This window comes from Vibrio cidicii (genome assembly GCF_009665415.1).
In the GTDB taxonomy this organism is placed as follows: Bacteria; Pseudomonadota; Gammaproteobacteria; order Enterobacterales; family Vibrionaceae; genus Vibrio; species Vibrio cidicii.
In genome coordinates, this window is record NZ_CP035921.1 from 677,825 (window position 1) to 694,848 (window position 17,024).

13 protein-coding genes are annotated in these 17,024 nt (G+C 48.5%); 6 read left to right on the forward strand and 7 right to left on the reverse strand.

The window, feature by feature from the left end; translation table 11 throughout:
• Positions 1 to 78: 78 nt before the first annotated feature.
• On the reverse strand, positions 79 to 1,701 hold the full coding sequence (locus tag EWA64_RS04065; protein WP_061893333.1) for a methyl-accepting chemotaxis protein: 1,623 nt from the start codon (positions 1,699 to 1,701) through the stop codon (positions 79 to 81).
• Between the two features lie 359 nt (positions 1,702 to 2,060).
• Between EWA64_RS04065 and EWA64_RS04070 the strand changes: the two genes are divergently transcribed.
• Positions 2,061 to 3,743, forward strand: a complete 1,683-nt coding sequence (locus EWA64_RS04070) for a methyl-accepting chemotaxis protein (protein ID WP_061893334.1) — start codon at positions 2,061 to 2,063, stop codon at positions 3,741 to 3,743.
• A gap of 27 nt (positions 3,744 to 3,770) precedes the next feature.
• Here EWA64_RS04070 and EWA64_RS04075 read toward each other — a convergent pair whose 3' ends face one another.
• The 4 genes from EWA64_RS04075 to EWA64_RS04090 all read right to left on the reverse strand — a co-directional run bounded on the left by EWA64_RS04075 (position 3,771) and on the right by EWA64_RS04090 (position 9,517).
• Positions 3,771 to 4,688 (reverse strand): histone deacetylase family protein, encoded by a 918-nt coding sequence (locus EWA64_RS04075; RefSeq protein ID WP_061893335.1) that lies wholly within the window; start codon positions 4,686 to 4,688, stop codon positions 3,771 to 3,773.
• 15 nt (positions 4,689 to 4,703) lie between these two features.
• A complete protein-coding gene (locus EWA64_RS04080) occupies positions 4,704 to 6,695 on the reverse strand; it encodes a DNA topoisomerase III (protein WP_061893336.1) in 1,992 nt (663 codons plus the stop codon).
• Between the two features lie 85 nt (positions 6,696 to 6,780).
• Positions 6,781 to 7,329 carry an NAD(P)H nitroreductase gene (locus EWA64_RS04085; protein WP_061893337.1) on the reverse strand — a complete coding sequence of 183 codons (549 nt, stop codon included), beginning with the start codon at positions 7,327 to 7,329 and terminating at the stop codon, positions 6,781 to 6,783.
• Between the two features lie 175 nt (positions 7,330 to 7,504).
• Positions 7,505 to 9,517 carry an NADPH-dependent 2,4-dienoyl-CoA reductase gene (locus tag EWA64_RS04090; RefSeq protein ID WP_170320319.1) on the reverse strand — a complete coding sequence of 671 codons (2,013 nt, stop codon included), beginning with the start codon at positions 9,515 to 9,517 and terminating at the stop codon, positions 7,505 to 7,507.
• A 281-nt stretch (positions 9,518 to 9,798) separates the two neighbouring features.
• On the opposite strand from EWA64_RS04090, the gene sppA reads away from it, so the two are divergent.
• Positions 9,799 to 11,649: a signal peptide peptidase SppA gene (sppA, locus tag EWA64_RS04095; protein WP_061893338.1), complete on the forward strand. Its 1,851-nt coding sequence runs from the start codon at positions 9,799 to 9,801 to the stop codon at positions 11,647 to 11,649.
• 98 nt (positions 11,650 to 11,747) lie between these two features.
• Entirely contained in the window at positions 11,748 to 12,761 is a 1,014-nt protein-coding gene (gene ansA, locus EWA64_RS04100; RefSeq protein ID WP_039430003.1) for an asparaginase, read from the forward strand.
• A 59-nt stretch (positions 12,762 to 12,820) separates the two neighbouring features.
• On the opposite strand, the gene EWA64_RS04105 is transcribed toward ansA, so the two are convergent.
• Positions 12,821 to 13,105: a YeaC family protein gene (locus EWA64_RS04105; RefSeq protein ID WP_039430005.1), complete on the reverse strand. Its 285-nt coding sequence runs from the start codon at positions 13,103 to 13,105 to the stop codon at positions 12,821 to 12,823.
• 104 nt (positions 13,106 to 13,209) lie between these two features.
• On the opposite strand from EWA64_RS04105, the gene EWA64_RS04110 reads away from it, so the two are divergent.
• The gene (locus EWA64_RS04110; RefSeq protein ID WP_395198563.1) at positions 13,210 to 14,028 is read left to right on the forward strand and encodes a DUF2989 domain-containing protein; all 819 of its coding nucleotides are present in this window, start codon (positions 13,210 to 13,212) and stop codon (positions 14,026 to 14,028) included.
• Between the two features lie 134 nt (positions 14,029 to 14,162).
• Here the strand turns inward: EWA64_RS04110 and msrB are convergent, their stop codons facing one another.
• Entirely contained in the window at positions 14,163 to 14,582 is a 420-nt protein-coding gene (gene msrB / locus EWA64_RS04115; RefSeq protein ID WP_139045610.1) for a peptide-methionine (R)-S-oxide reductase MsrB, read from the reverse strand.
• A gap of 338 nt (positions 14,583 to 14,920) precedes the next feature.
• On the opposite strand from msrB, the gene gap reads away from it, so the two are divergent.
• Both gap and EWA64_RS04125 read left to right on the forward strand, forming a co-directional pair.
• On the forward strand, positions 14,921 to 15,916 hold the full coding sequence (gap, locus tag EWA64_RS04120; protein WP_045569558.1) for a type I glyceraldehyde-3-phosphate dehydrogenase: 996 nt from the start codon (positions 14,921 to 14,923) through the stop codon (positions 15,914 to 15,916).
• Between the two features lie 187 nt (positions 15,917 to 16,103).
• On the forward strand, positions 16,104 to 16,988 hold the full coding sequence (locus EWA64_RS04125; RefSeq protein ID WP_061893341.1) for a D-hexose-6-phosphate mutarotase: 885 nt from the start codon (positions 16,104 to 16,106) through the stop codon (positions 16,986 to 16,988).
• Positions 16,989 to 17,024 lie beyond the last annotated feature (36 nt).

Here is a 17,024-nt window from a genome sequence, read left to right on the forward strand (position 1 = left end):
GAAAGTCAAGTTAAGCACATTAGGAAAGGGATAGTAACAGTATTCAAAGCAGATTATTGACTGTTTTACCGTTGGGCTTTAAACACGAAATTCGAGTAATTTACGTTGTTGTTCCTCGGCCAGTCGCGCTAATTCCTCCGTCGCTGTCGCGCTCTGCGAAATGCCCGCCACGTTCTGATTCACCATATTGGAAACCACTTCAATGCTGCGGGAAATATCAGAGCTCACCGCAGATTGTTCTTCAGAGGCGGTCGCGACCATGCTATTGACATCACTGATTGAAACGACCGCCTGATTGATGGCAGTGAAACTGCCAGCAACCGAAGAAACGACCTCTTGCGAACGTTGCACCATAGTGAGGTTACCGTTCATCTCTCCGCTGGTTTGATCCACTTTGCTTTGTAAACGTTCGATCAAATCACGAATGCTCTCGGTCGATTTTTGCGTTTTGCCCGCTAAGCTGCGGACTTCATCTGCAACGACCGCAAAACCACGCCCTTGCTCGCCCGCTCGAGCCGCTTCAATGGCCGCATTAAGTGCCAGCAGATTGGTCTGTTCAGAAACATCGCCGATAACCTCTACCACTGAGTTGATTTCAAGCGAGTATGATTTCAGCTCGTCCAGCGTTTTTGCCGTCGACTCAACTGAGTTGGTTATTTGTGTCGATACATTTTGCAACTCGCTGACTGCTTTATGACCGGCTGAGACGGACTCCATCGCCGCGCCCGCCCCTTGTTCCGCTTTGCTCGCGTTGCTGCTCACCTCTTTGGCAGTTGCCGACATTTGGTTAATCGCAGTGGCAATTTGCGTAATTTGATGACTTTCTTCTTTCGAGTTAGCATCCGCTTGAACCATCACAGCACTGAGCTCTGACGATGCCGATGCCACACTCGACGCAATCGTTGAGAGATCTTTCACCACTTCTCTGAAATTCGCCACCGTCTGGTTGAAATACCCCGCCAGCACAATCATTTCATTGTTTCCATCTTGCTTGGGTAGCGTCACAGTTAAGTCACCTTTAGCCATTTTTTCTAACGCAGAACAAATGTTCTGACTCTGTTTCGACATCGCGTTTGCCAACCAAAAACTCACCACAAACCCGGCTAACATCGTAGCGCAAAAAAACATCACCACCAGCCACAGCGACTGCTCTGTACTGCTTTCGCTGTCCGCGACACGTTTTATCGTGCTTGTGGCCAAAGTATTGAGATAATTATTCAGCGAGTTGTTGTAGGTTTGCGCCAACTGACTGCCTTGCTGCATAAAGCGCAGAAACTCGTCCTCACTGACCGATCCATTGTCATATCGATCAAAAAACTCAGGGCCTTTGACGTGGTGAGCGTAGTATTTTTCAACCATTTCAATCGCCTTCTTCGCTGAGTCCGTCATTCCACCCGCACGGATCGCAGCAACGGTAGCACTCTTCCACTCGTTTAAACGCTGTGCATACTGCTGACGAACACTTTGCATGTACACCGCCTGATTAAAAGTCATTCGAATGACAGAAAAAGGGACCAATTGGTTATCAATCACACCTTTGTTGCGAGTGACCAGTTCTTCCACTTGCTCATTTGTTTCACGATTGGTATCGCCAACTTTTAACAGACTCAGCGCTAGCACCGCAACGAGCGTGAGCAATAATGTCGCTATTAACCCTAACAACTGTTGTTTGATGGTTAATTTGTTAATAATAAAAGACATAAGTATCCCTTTGATCATTCACTTTTCAGAGAAAGTGAGCCAACGTTTGCCGCTTAAATTACGTTCGCAATGAAGTAAAACACACGTCAAGAAGCGTATGTCACTGCAGCTCATGTCGCAAAGTTAACCAATTATAAATAATAATTATGTAAATAATATTCTTACCTCTGCGCGCCGTTAAAAATGTTGGGGCAATGTAAACAACATTACATTTAGGTGCGATTTTTGCGCGCAGACTTTAGTGATAAATCTATAATTTAATCAGTGTACATGCTGAACATTCGCATCTGCAGCAAATAACCTGTTCCTATCTGGCTTAACATTTTGCAGCCAGAAAACCTAATCATTATGGTAACTTTATGAATATAAGGGATTTATTTCGAGTATTTTTCGGTGCGATCATACTCGTTTCAGGGATAACTCTGTTTCTGGCCTTACAACTCAAACAGAACGTAGAAGCCAGTTATGCCGCCGCAGACTATCGCTATAACGTTAGCCACTTGGCGAAACTCTCTACCTCAAACTCAACGCTGCTCACTCTCAATGCACGACAGTTCGTTGCAACGCTTGATCCAAAATATCGCGACAAATACAACCGCATTGTCGATCAGATTACTGGCAAAGCACCGATGTACGACGGCCGCTCACTCGAATACCAACAACGTTTAAAAGAGCTTGGTGTACCCAGTAACCTGATGACGTATTTGGCCGAATCCAACAACCTCTCAGTGGCACTAGTGAATACCGAAGTGAAAGCATTTGGTTTGGTTGAACCCTTTGTCGGTAAACGTATCGAAGACCTCAATAAAGAGGAGTTTGCCGCATGGAAGCAAGCCATGGATCTGCTGCATGATGAAAATTACATGCGCGAAGTGGCTAAGATCGTTGCCCCCGTCAGCAAATTTATTGAACTCGCCAACCAAAATGCAGCCAACGATGTGAAGCTAGCGAAACTGGAAATTGCCACCAGCACGCTGCTGAGCATCTCGTTCTTGGTTTGCGTGATTGCCTTGATTGTCATCTGCTATTTCATTTTGCAGCGCAAAGTGATCTCACGCATTCAAGTGCTTCGAGGCGAGGCGAATCGCGTTGCGGAAGGCGATTTTACTCAACTGCTTGCGATTTCTGGCAAAGATGAAATTACCGAACTCTCCACGGCGTTCAATCATATGATTGGCAACATTTCTACTTTGATCCGCGATATTCGCCAACAAGCGCTGCGCGCAGAAAGCGAGTCAAACACCTTGCGCGATATTACCGAACGGACACAAAATCTCAGCTCAGAACAAAGCCAATCGATCGAGGTGATCGCCAGTTCTGTCTACGAAAACCTCGCGGCGGTGAAAGAAGTGACCAATAGCTGTACTGAAACCTCGGTGCAAGCGGCCTCCGCCAACCAACAATCGCTTGAAAGCCAAGCAACTGTGAAAGAAAACATCGGCTCGGTACAGTTGGTTGCAACGCGTTTACAAAGCGCCAACGATCGCATTGCGCAACTGGCAAGCGCAGTGTCAGATGTGGGGGAAATTTTAAACGTGATAGAAGCGATAGCCGAGCAGACCAACCTTCTCGCCCTCAACGCTGCGATTGAAGCTGCGCGTGCCGGAGAACAAGGACGTGGCTTTGCCGTAGTCGCAGACGAAGTTCGCTCACTGGCCAAACGCACTCAAGATTCGACCGATGAGATCCAACGTAAGCTCTCAACACTTTCGGAATATTCACGTGCCGTTTCTGAAGAGACTAAACTTTGCACACAAGATACCGAAATGGCCGTGCGCAAGTCTGCCGATGTCGGCGATGTGCTAAATGAAATAAGCACACTGATCACCCTGATTTCCGACCAAACATCATCAATCGCCGCCGCCGCAGAAGAGCAGGAAAAAGTCTCGGAAGATATCTCCAATCGCATTCATAAAATCCGCGATGTGGCTGAAGAATCCGCGACACTCAGCGGCAACGTTTCCGATGCTTCATCGCGCTTGAAAGACATTTCCAACGCCCTCACGCAGGGGTTGAATAAGTTTAAGCTCAGCAAAGGATAAAACAAACGCCGCACGAGACGACGCGAATTACTTGAGGCTCATAGCTGCGTGGATAAGTTGCATGTGAATAGGCACCAAGTCTTGATGATTGGCGCGATAACCACCACCCACCACCGCCGCCAGCGGGATAGACAGCTCGTTGGCAAGTGTGAGCAAAAATGTGTCGCGTTGATAAATTGCTTCACTCGACACATTAAGGTAACCCAGCTCATCTTGCTGATGGATATCGACTCCAGCATCATAGAGGATCAAATCCGGACGATGCAGATGGATGGCCATTGGCACTACCTCGCAAAACGCGGCTAAAAAGGCGTCGTCATCACACTGGCGTGGCAAGGGTACATCGAAATCGGAATCGGGCTTACGTGCTGGAAAGTTTTTCTCGCAATGAAAAGAGAGTGTGATGAACTCATCACGCTGTTGACATAAGGTCGCCGTGCCATCGCCATGGTGCACATCGCTATCAATGATCAGTACCTTATCCACGCCCTCTTGGCGCAAAGCGTCATGCGCTGCCAGCACCAAGTCATTGAACAGGCAAAATCCGCTGCCAAAGTCGTGGTGGGCATGATGGTAGCCGCCACTAAGATGAATGGCTAAGCCATGTTGCAGCGCCTTTTGCGCCGTCAGCACCGTTCCTCCCGCGGAGGTTAAGGTGCGCTCAATCAAACGTTCACTCCAAGGAAAGCCAATACGGCGCATTTTCGCCGCAGGAAGCTGACCAGACGCCAGTAGATCGACGTAGTGAGCACAATGGATCTGTTTCACGTCCTCTAGAGCAAGCGCTTGTGGCTGATAAAAATGGATGTTGCTTTGCCACTGCGAACAGCCAGCCATCTGCCGGTTGATCTCTGCAAACAGATGGCGATATTTATTGATCGGGTAGCGATGTTCTGGCGGTAAAGGCAGATCCGAATAAATCGGATGATAGATAAGTGGCAACATCAGGATTGAACTCGACTATTCACTGTTATTAACACGGCGTGGTTTACGACTCGCGGCAGTTTTACTGGAAGTGGTGCGGGAAGCCGAAGTTCGGCCGCTGCTTTTACGCCGCTTAAACGCAGGTCGCTCCACTTTTGGCAAATGTTGTAAGGATTGCGGCACAGGCGCGCTTTTCACTTGTGCCATTAAATCCGAGATGCGTGCTTCAAGCGCTTGCATGAAAGGCTGGTACGCTTGATTGCGCTCCGCCATGCCTTGCAACTGATGCTCCCAATGAGCCGTCATGTCTGGATAGGTCGATTCGCTCGGCAGCGCATGAACCAGACCTCGTCCCGCCGCGGTACTTAAAATGGCTTTGCCTTGACGTGACAACAATTGGCGCTTGAACAAGGTATCTAAAATACCCGCACGGGTCGCTTCGGTGCCTAGTCCATCGGTTTCCCGAAGGATCTGCTTCAGCTCTTTATCCGCGACATAACGTGCAATACCCGTCATCGCTTGTAATAAGGCCGCTTCGGTAAAATGCTTCGGCGGCTCGGTTTTACGATCCTTGATTTCCCCTTCCCGGCACATCAACACCGCACCTTTTTCTAACGGCGGCACAGTGTCAGTGCCATCATCTTCTTTCTCCGTCACGCCCGTTAAGCTCTTCCAGCCTGGGAAAAGCAGTTGACGCCCTTTGGCGATAAAAGTGCCCCCAGCAATGTCAAACACCAACTTGGCTTCGGCATACACCGCCGCAGGATAAAACTGCATCAGATACTGCCTAGCGATGAGCTGGTAAATCTTCATCTCCTGCCCCGAAAGTGCGTTGACGCTCGCCTGCTTTGGCGTAGGAATGATCGCATGATGCGCATCCACTTTACTGTCATTCCACGCTTTTGATTTGAGCGAGAGATCCGCCCCATCAACGGCGGCAGCGAGTTCACGCGCATTATTGCTGATGGCTTGCACGACGGTCTTAGCCTGCGAAAGATGCTCTAGTGGCAAATAGCGACAATCAGAGCGCGGATAGGTGATCAATTTGTGCTTTTCATACAGAGCCTGACAAGTATCCAGCACTTGTTGCGCGCTCATAGAAAAGCGCTTCGCTGCATCAATCTGCAATGCAGACAACGAATACGGTAACGGCGCGGCTTGTTTGGTCTGTTTGTGCTCAGACTCTGTGACCGTCGCTGGCTGACCAGCAATACGCTGCGCAACATTCTCCACCAATTTACGATTAAGAATGCGCCCTTCTTCATCTTGCCAAGGTTTACACGCCTCACTTGGTTTCCAACGCGCGCGAATATCAAAAGCGACAGCGTTGTGCTGATAGGGGATCAGCGCATGCAACGTAAAATAGTCGCGCGAGATAAAATTTTCGATCTCTTCATCACGGCGAACCACCAAACCCAATACTGGTGTTTGCACTCGCCCCACCGACAAAACGCCTTGATAGCCCGCTTTTTGCCCAAGTAAGGTATACGCGCGTGACATATTCATGCCGTATAACCAGTCAGCGCGTGAACGAGCCAGCGCCGAGACCGATAGCGGGATAAAGTCGCGGTTGCTGCGCATTGAGGAAATGGCTCTTTTGACCGCAGGTAAGTTAAGGTCACTGATCAAAAGTCGCTGCGCCGCTTCTTTCTTCGTTTTACTCACTTTGCAGTAGTCGAGCACTTCATCCACCAGCAATTGCCCTTCGCGATCGGGGTCCCCCGCATGCACCACTTGAGTCGCCTGTTTGAGCAATTTTTTGATCACTGCAAGCTGTTTTGCCGATGTTTTTCGCGGGCGCAACTGCCACTGCTGCGGCACAATGGGCAAATCGGCCATGTTCCACTTTTTATAGCGCTCGTCGTAAGCATCCGGCTCTACTTGTTCAAGCAAATGGCCAATGCACCAAGTCACCACATCTCCATTACCACAGACAATAAAGCCTTGATCTTTTTTCTGCGGATTGGGGAGAGCGGCAGCAATTGCGCGGCCAAGGCTGGGCTTTTCAGCGATAAAAAGTCGGCTCATAGCGATATATAAGAAGAGAAACAATAAAGGGCCACCTTAGCGGATGTGCCCCTGAAAAATCAAGAAAAACTGTATAAATAAACAGTTACAAATATTCGACAAATTTAGACAGATCGCGCTCAGGCACTTTCATCGCGCTGCACCCGGCCGTTCCAAGATAGAGGAAGCCAACAATCGCATCGTCACCTTGTAGGCCAAACGCTTGAGTGACTTGAGGATGAAACATCCACTCGCCGGATCGCCAAATGCCTTGAAACCCTTGTGCCACCGCTGCCATTTGCATCGCTTGCACAGCACATCCCGCGGAAAGATGTTGCTCAAAAGCGGGAACTTTGTCGTGTTCCGTCACTTTGGCCACCACAGTGATCACCATCGGCGCACGAAACGGCGCATTTTTTAGCTTTTCCAGCACAGCTTCATCGCACTGATTGGCGCGTCCGGCTTGTAGTAAAATATCCGCCAGTTTTTTCAAACCTTCTCCTTGCGCTATCACAAAACGCCAAGGCGTCAGACCGCCATGATCCGGCGCGCGTAAACCAGCGCGAATGATGTTTTCCAGCGCTTTGCCTTCCGGCGCAGGCGCACTCAACTTAGCGATAGAACGGCGATTTAATAGCAGTTCGAGAGCGTCCATGGATCTGTCCTTTTCAAAAGTGTGAATCAGTGAGTTGTTATTCTTGGTGGGGGAACCCGATTGCGCCTTACTTTAGCATAATTCAATCGTGCCAATAACACCCTGTTTTCTGTGGAAATAACGCCCATAAAAAAGCCGTGCATAGCACGGCTCTGAGTTGATTCACTTGGCGCAGTTACAGCTTAATCGCCAGTTTAACCCCTTGTTTGATGGCGCGCACCGCGTCAAGTTCGCCAGCGTAATCAGCACCACCGATGACGTGCAGTTTATCACCCAGTTCTGACCACTGACTTTCAAACGGACGAACGGACTCCTGCCCTGCACAGACGATGATGCTATCCGCATCGAGGATCTGTTCCTTGCCATCTAAACGAATGTGCAAGCCCTCAGGAGTAATTTTCTCATAGCTCACTCCACCGAGCAGATTCACGCCGCGTTTCTCCAAGGTGCGCTTGTGTATCCAACCTGTGGTTTTCCCCGGACCTCGGCCCACACGCCCTTTGCGACGCTGCAATAGCCACACGGTTTTATCGCTGACGGCGTCAGGGAACGGGTAGAGACCGCCCGGATGCGCCATCTCTTTATCAATGCCCCATTCATGAAGCCAATCGTCGAGCGTATGCTGCGCAGGCTCCGTCACCATGCTGGCCACATCAACGCCAATGCCACCGGCACCAATGATCGCCACTTTCTCGCCCACAGGCGTTTTGTCACGAATCAGCGTTTGGTAATCTATCACTTTATCGCTGCCTTCAAGCCCCTGAATGCTCACTTTGCGCGGTTCAACGCCAGTGGCCAAGACCACTTCGTCGTACTCTTTGAGCAGCTCTAAGCTCGCTTCGGTATCGAGGCGCAGGTTTACACCTGTTTCGTCAATCATGTTGGCAAAGTAGCGAATGGTTTCACGAAACTCCTCTTTGCCAGGAATTTGCATGGCTAAGCGGAACTGGCCGCCAATGCGGTCATTTTTCTCAATCAAATCAACACTGTGACCACGTTTGGCCAAGGTTGTCGCACAAGAGAGCCCTGCGGGCCCTGCGCCCACCACCGCGATGCGTTTTTTCTCCAGCGCAGGCTCAACCACGATCTCCGTCTCATAACACGCCAGTGGGTTGACCAAGCAACTGGCCCGTTTAGCCTGAAATACATTATCAAGACAAGCTTGGTTACAACCAATACAGGTGTTGATGAGGTGCGCTTTCTGCTGCTCCGCTTTAGCAATAAAATGCGGATCAGCCAAAAACGGGCGCGCCATGGAAACCATATCGGCTTGGCCTGAGGCCAAAATACGCTCGGCTTCTTCTGGCGTATTGATGCGATTACAAGTCACTATCGGTACTGAGACATGCGGTTTAACTTTCTCGGTAACCCAAGTAAATGCACCGCGCGGTACTTGGGTAGCGATGGTCGGAATGCGCGCTTCGTGCCAGCCAATGCCAGTATTGATAATGGTCACGCCCGCATCTTCAAGCGCTTTGGCGAGTAGGATAACGTCTTCAAACGTGCTGCCCTGCTCGACCAAATCAAGCATCGAGAGGCGGAAAATAATGATAAATTCCTGCCCAACGGCTTTGCGTACCGCTTTGACCACTTCGACCGCAAAGCGCATGCGTTTACGGTAACTGCCACCCCAATCGTCGTAGCGCATGTTGGTGCGTTTACAGAGGAACTGGTTAATCAGGTAGCCTTCTGATCCCATGATTTCGACACCATCGTAACCAGCCAATTGGGCCAACTCTGCGCTATTGGCAAAAGCGTCGATGGTTTTGCGGATCTGTCTTGGGCTCATTTCGCTCGGAGCGAATTTGGCGATCGGCGCTTTGATGCCCGAAGCACTCTGCGCGAAAGGGTGCATCGCGTAACGACCCGCATGTAAGATCTGCAAGGCGATTTTACCGCCATGTTTGTGTACGGCTTCGGTCACCACTTGGTGCGCGCGAGCGTGTTTGGGTTTGCTAAATTCGGCGCTGAGCGGATGTAAACGGCCACGTAAATTGGGGGAGAATCCGCCGGTCACAATCAGACCAACGCCACCTTTGGCACGTTCTTCGTAAAAGGCCGCCAGCTTTTGCAATCCTTCCTTATGCTCTTCCAGGCCTGTATGCATCGACCCCATCAAAACTCGATTGCGTAGTTGGGTAAAACCGAGATCCAATGGTTGTAATAAGTGTGGGTACATGGCAGACATGACAAACTTCCATTTTTATTTATTGTGGTCTGACCACGTTATGCCGAACAAAGCAAAAAATCAAACAGGTGTTTACATATTTGTAACACCGATCAATCTTGTTTCGTATATGCCATTTCATGAAGTTGCATGTTAAGCTTTGAAAAAATTATCTTTTGCCTTCTCAGAACGATTTTATTCTTCCCACAGGGAACTTATTTCACTGTCAAACCACAGAATACAAAAGATAAGAACTGGTTTTCGCCGAGCGGAAACCCAACGCATCTCGTTACGGAGACACAATGAAAAAAATATTCAAGCTCATTGGTTTGATTTTTAAAGGGATCTGGAAAGCGATCAGCTTTGTGCGTCTAGCCCTAACAAACCTGATTTTCCTGCTATCCATCGCGTTAATCTATTTTGTTTATCTTCATGGCGCAGAAACACAGCCTCAAGTGGAAAAAGCCTCAGCACTGGTACTTAACCTGTCAGGCCCTATCGTTGAACAAAGCCAATATGTTCACCCGATGGACTCCATCACCGGCTCTTTGTTTGGTAACGAAATGCCGAAAGAAAACGTACTGTTTGACGTGGTGAAAACCATTCGCTACGCCAAAGACGACGACAAGATCACCGGTATCGTATTGGCGCTGCGCGATTTGCCGGAAACCAACCTCACCAAACTGCGTTATATCGCCAAAGCGCTGAATGAATTTAAAGCCAGCGGCAAACCGATTTACGCCATCGGTGCATTTTATAACCAGAGTCAGTACTACCTCGCCAGTTACGCGGATAAAGTTTACTTAGCGCCAGACGGTGGCGTAATGCTCAAGGGCTACAGCGCCTTCAACCTCTACTATAAAACCTTGCTCGAAAAACTGGAGGTCACCACTCACATCTTCCGTGTTGGTACCTATAAGTCGGCGATTGAACCTTTCATTCGTGATGATATGTCACCGGCGGCTAAAGAGTCAGCCACTCGCTGGTTAAGCCAGATGTGGGGCGCTTACGTCGATGATGTCGCAACCAACCGTAACATTGATGCGAAAACACTGAATCCTTCGATGGAGGAGTTCTTAACTCAGCTCAAATCGGTCGACGGCGATCTTGCTGCTCTGGCTCTCAAACTGGGCTTAGTCGACGAGTTAGCCACAAGGCAACAACTGCGCGCCAGCTTTGCTGAGCAATTTGGCAGTAACGGCCAAGACAGTTACAACGCGATTGGCTATTACGACTACCAAGCAACCATGCTTGATAGCTTCAACCACACAGCCGACGATGTGGCGGTGGTGGTTGCCAGTGGTACCATCATGGATGGGCAACAGCCACGAGGCACTGTGGGTGGTGATACCGTTGCTGGTCTGCTGCGTCAAGCGCGCAACGACGACAAAGTGAAAGCGGTTGTGCTCCGTGTGGACAGCCCAGGGGGCAGCGCCTTCGCTTCGGAAGTGATTCGCAATGAAGTACAAGCCTTAAAAGAGGCAGGCAAACCGGTGGTGGTGTCGATGTCTAGCCTAGCGGCTTCCGGCGGTTACTGGATTTCGATGAGCGCTGATAAGATCATCGCCCAGCCTACCACGCTGACCGGTTCAATCGGGATTTTCAGCGTGATTACTACGTTTGAGAAAGGCTTCAACAAACTCGGCATCTATACCGATGGTGTCGGTACCTCACCCTTCTCAAAAGAAGGCATCAGTACTGGCATTTCAGAAGGCGCCGCGCAAGCGTTCCAGATGGGTATTGAACACGGATACCATCGTTTTATCAGCTTGGTGGGCGATAACCGCGAAATGTCGTTGGAAGCGGTCGACAAGGTCGCTCAAGGTCGAGTGTGGACAGGTTTTGACGCACTCAATCATGGCCTGATTGACCAAATTGGTGATTTTGACGACGCGGTCGCTGAAGCAGCAAAAATGGCCAATCTCGAGAGCTATAACCTTTATTGGGTTGAAGAGCCTTTATCACCGACTGAACAGTTCATCCAAGAGTTCATGAAGCAAGTCTCTATCTCTCTGGGTTTTGACGTGCAATCACTCATCCCACAAAGCTTACTGCCTGTTGCCAAACAGATGGAACAACAGGCGTCGCTGCTGCAAAATTTCAATGATCCCAAAGGCTATTATGCTTTCTGCCTGAATTGTCAGGTAGAGTAATCCGACCAACTGGGGCATCACACGATGCCCCTTTTTATTGCAGCATATTCCGCTATAATTCCCGCTCTGTTCCCCCTACATCAGAGCGATAACGCACTATGACAAGAAAACACATCTACATTGCCTACACGGGCGGCACCATCGGTATGCAGAAGTCTGACCACGGTTACGTCCCCGTCGCTGGCTTTATGGAAAAGCAACTTGCCAGCATGCCTGAGTTCCACCGACCAGAGATGCCGCAATACACCATCCATGAGTACGAACCGCTGATCGATTCGTCAGACATGACACCAGCCGATTGGCAGCAGATCGCCGATGATATTCGTGACAACTACGACAAGTATGATGGGTTTGTGATTCTGCACGGCACGGATACCATGGCGTACACCGCTTCCGCGCTCTCTTTTATGCTAGAAAATCTCGGTAAGCCAGTGATTGTTACCGGTTCACAAATTCCGCTGGCGCAACTTCGCTCTGATGGGCAGGCTAACCTGCTCAACGCTCTGCACATTGCCGCTAACTACCCGATTAACGAAGTCACACTGTTCTTCAACAACCAGTTGATGCGTGGCAATCGCAGTGTGAAATCGCACGCGGATGGTTTTAACGCCTTTACTTCACCGAATTTACCGCCATTGCTCGAAGCGGGTATCAACATCCAAGTGAGCAGCAACGTCAGTGTCGGCGCAAAACCGCAAGGCGAATTTAAGGTACACCATATCACCCCCCAACCGATTGGCGTCATCACCATGTATCCGGGCATTTCCCATGAAGTTATCCGTAATACGCTGCGCCAGCCTGTGAATGCAATGATCCTATTGACCTTCGGGGTAGGTAACGCACCACAAAACCCAGAGCTGCTCGGTCATCTGAAAGAGGCATCTGAGCGGGGCGTGATTGTCGTGAACCTGACGCAATGTTTGGCAGGTAAAGTCAACATGGGCGGCTACGCGACAGGGTGCGCTCTTGCGGAAGCCGGCGTGATCAGTGGCTACGATATGACACCGGAGGCCGCTCTTGCCAAATTGCATTACCTGTTAAGCCAGAATCTGACTTACGAAGAAGTGAAGCAGCAGATGCAACAAGTACTGCGCGGCGAAATGAGCTTATAAAGGAAAACCTAGAACCTAGGTTCTAGGTTCTAGGTTCTAGGTTCTAGGTTCTTTAGCGATTAATCTCGGTTAGGATTGACTCGAACAATATCTTCTTGTCCTGCTTGAAACTGCTTTTTCAGCTCTGCTTTAGACTTAAAGCAAATCTCGCCACCAGCCGCAACCGACATATGTTGTGCGTCCGTATTGTGCTTAGATTGATATAACATCACAGCTTGCATACAGGAATCTCGCTGTGCCTTCGAAAGTATTGTACCCTCAGGCCAGCGCCCAGTTTCTACCGCATAAGCCAAACGCTGATACACTTCTGGCGTCATTGCGTTTAATAGCTGTTCTGTGTCCATAAACTACCTTCTTACTGACATTTTGTTCACAGAAAATATCCGGATACTAAACTGAGTCAAGAAAGAGTAAATGAATTGTTGTAATGGATCACAAGCAAACGACTATGAAAGTAAAAAAATGGTTAATCCCATTAAGCCTTCCCTTATTTCTTAGTGGCTGTTTTGAAGGTAACAAAACCACCGAACAGTTATGCCAGGCTTATCCCAATTTACGCTGCAATAAACTCAATATGGATGATGGCCAGTGCCGTGTTGCGCGCACCGATCTCATTTGGCATCGCTTTGAAGTACTCAAAGATCCGTCTGATAAAAATAAAATTCGTGAATATCAATTGGTCGCCGAGTACCGAAAATGCTTGGAGCTCGCTTCGCAGATCACCCCCATCGATCAAACCGAGCTTAAACAGAATCGGTTCAACGCCTTGGTCCACAGTATTGCTGAACTAGAGCGCATCGTTAAGGAACTGAGCCAGTCTTCAAAACCAGAGAGTCTCTATTTTCTTTGGAGTCAAACCGGCAGCCATGAAGCACGACGTCAGTTTCTGCAAATGGAAGGATCGCCGCAGTTAGAGACGGCAGAAATGCAGTATGCACTTGCAACGTTCTATACCACGCGAGATGCCAAGAAAACGCTCGCCTTACTTCACCACTCACTTGAGCTCACCAAAGATGGCAAAGTGAATGTCGATGCGCTCAAATCACTCGCCAGCACCAATCAAGGCTTAAAGCGAATGAAACACGCCTATCTATGGGCCATGGTGGCAAAAGAGTTTGGCGTCCCTCTCGCCACCCAGCGCGAACTCAATATTATGTTCGGCTTTACTGAGCAAGAATATGAACAACTCAACGAACTGGCAGACGAAGTGGTGTCAGCACTGAAAAATGGCCAGTATCGTGCGAGTTTAGTACCCAAAACACTCTAACCTCTTGGGATACATGTAGGAAAATGCCAAATAAAAAACCTTCTATTCAGAAGGTTTTTTACGCTCACTTGTCTGCCTATCAAAAGGGCAACAAAGCCAAGATCTGATGAAATCAGCTAACATATACTGCTGAATTATTCGCCATTGGTTGTCATTTTGTTGAAAATTAACGACACAGAATTGACACAAAAACGCTCGCCAGTGGTTACCGGACCATCGGGAAAAACGTGCCCCAGATGACTATCACAGGTGGCACAACGTATTTCAATTCGCCTCATTCCGTGACTTAAGTCTTCTAAATAACGAATGGCTTGATCATTGATCGGTGCATCAAAACTTGGCCAACCACAACCAGAGTCATACTTGTTGAGAGATGAGAATAGCGGCACTTTACAGCATGTACACGCATATTCTCCCGTCTCTTTGTTGTGCAGTAGTTTGCCGCTAAAAGGTGGCTCCGTTCCCTGTTGCCGACAGACATAATACTCTTCCTCAGAAAGCAGCTCGCGCCACTGCTGGTCTGACTTCACCACGTTTTTTTCGTCTGAAACCACGTTGTCGTTTTCCTTATTTTTCCGTTGTGCTGTAGAGTTTTTTCGCAAAAAACTTGCGGAACATTAAAGTTGTAGCACATACTTTTTCACCATAGTGTCCCGAGTTTCAAAATGGGTCAGGAGTCCCTGACTCCTGAGTTATTTTACGTCAACTGGCGAGTAGAATAATCAGTTCGAAGTTTAAAAAACGAGCATTTGCGATGAATTGTTAAAAAAAGCGACGCTTTTTTTTGACTTTAAACAAGTTAAGTCCGATTATCACTTGCAGATGTTTACTGGATTCTGTAATTTTACTACCAGTTATCTTTAATCAGAAATTAAGTTGTGGAGCAACTATAATGACTATCAAAGTAGGTATTAACGGTTTTGGCCGTATCGGTCGTTTCGTTTTCCGTGCAGCGCAAGAGCGTGCTGACATCGAAGTTGTAGGTATCAATGACCTTATCGACGTAGATTACATGGCATACATGCTGAAGTATGACTCAACTCACGGCCGTTTCAACGGTACTGTTGAAGTTGAAGGTGGTAACCTAATCGTTAACGGTAAAACTGTACGTGTAACTGCTGAGCGTAACCCAGAAGATCTAAAATGGGATGCAATCGGTGTTGACGTAGTCGCTGAAGCAACTGGTCTATTCCTAGACGACGCAACAGCTCGTAAACACATCACCGCTGGTGCTAAGAAAGTTGTTCTAACTGGTCCTTCAAAAGACAAGACTCCAATGTTCGTAATGGGTGTTAACCACACTTCTTACGCGGGTCAAGACATCGTTTCTAACGCTTCTTGTACTACTAACTGTCTAGCTCCTATCGCTAAAGTTCTTAACGACAAGTTCGGTATCGAATCTGGTCTTATGACTACAGTTCACGCTACTACAGCAACTCAAAAAACTGTAGACGGTCCTTCTGCTAAAGACTGGCGCGGTGGTCGTGGTGCTTCTCAGAACATCATCCCATCTTCAACTGGCGCAGCTAAAGCAGTAGGCGTTGTTCTTCCAGAACTAAACGGCAAACTAACTGGTATGGCTTTCCGCGTACCAACTGCTAACGTTTCTGTTGTTGACCTAACTGTTAACCTTAAAAACGGTGCATCTTACGAAGCTATCTGTGCAGCAATGAAAGAAGCTTCTGAAGGCGAACTAAAAGGCGTTCTAGGTTACACTGAAGACGCAGTTGTTTCTCAAGACTTCATCGGTGAAGTTCAAACTTCTGTATTCGATGCTAAAGCGGGTATCGCTCTAACTGATAACTTCGTTAAAGTTGTATCTTGGTACGACAACGAAATCGGTTACTCAAACAAAGTTCTAGACCTAATTGCTCATATCTCTAAGTAATTCTTAGATTTAAAAGTGATTAACGAAAACTTTCGTTAGACAAAAAGGCGGCCTTAGGTCGCCTTTTTAGTATCAGAGATTTGCGAATGCCAATTTCAGTTAGGCTATTGCTGACGATTCAACACAGCAACTCGACATTTGGTTTTGGCAAATCTTATCTTTAGACGCTGTTTTTAAGGATATACAGATGGAACTCAAAAACCTTCCTGCCCTTTCGGTGCTGTCTGATTGCGTGACCATTGTAGAAATCGATCAAGTGAAAATTGTCCGTGTCATGCACGAAAAAGCGAGCGCAGGCATCGCTTTACATGGTGGTCACGTGGTCTCTTTTGCACCTCGAGGCCAAAAAGATTTGATTTGGATGAGCGACAAAGCGAACTTTGACGGCAAAGCGGCGCTACGCGGTGGGATCCCTGTGTGTTGGCCTTGGTTTGGCCGCATTGCCGCGCCAGCTCACGGTTTTGCCCGCTCAACTGAGTGGCAGTTGCTGGAACATCGCGAAAACGAAAGCGGTGTGATTGTCGAATTAGGTCTATTTGCCAGCGAAGAGACCCACCAGATTTGGCCCTATCTGTTTGATGCTCGTTTGATCGTAGAGGTGGGCGACCAGCTTAACGTGACGCTGAAAGTGTCTAACATTGATGACAAAGCTTGGACGTTTTCTGGCGCACTTCATACCTATCTAAACGTAGGTGACATTGGTCAAACGGAAACATCTGGCATGGGCGCAGAGTACATCGACAGCTTATTGCAAGGCCAGGTTTGCCAAGGTGAGAAAGTTCTGAAACTGAGCGACACTATTGATCGCGTTTACACTCAGCCCGAAGCGAAAATCCTCGTCAAAGATCCTCTCTTTGAGCGTACCTTGTGTGTTGAGAACCAAGGCCACAACTCAGCCGTACTGTGGAACCCGTGGGCGGAAGGAGCCAAAGGCATGGCCGATATGTCAGATAACGGCTATCAAACCATGTTGTGTGTCGAATCGACGCTGCATGCAGCGAGTATCGATCAAGGCAAAACGCTGCAACCGGGTGAAACTCACCAACTCAGCACAACGATTTCCACTCTGTAAGTTCAGCAGCCGGCCTTAGCCCGGCTGTTTTTTTAT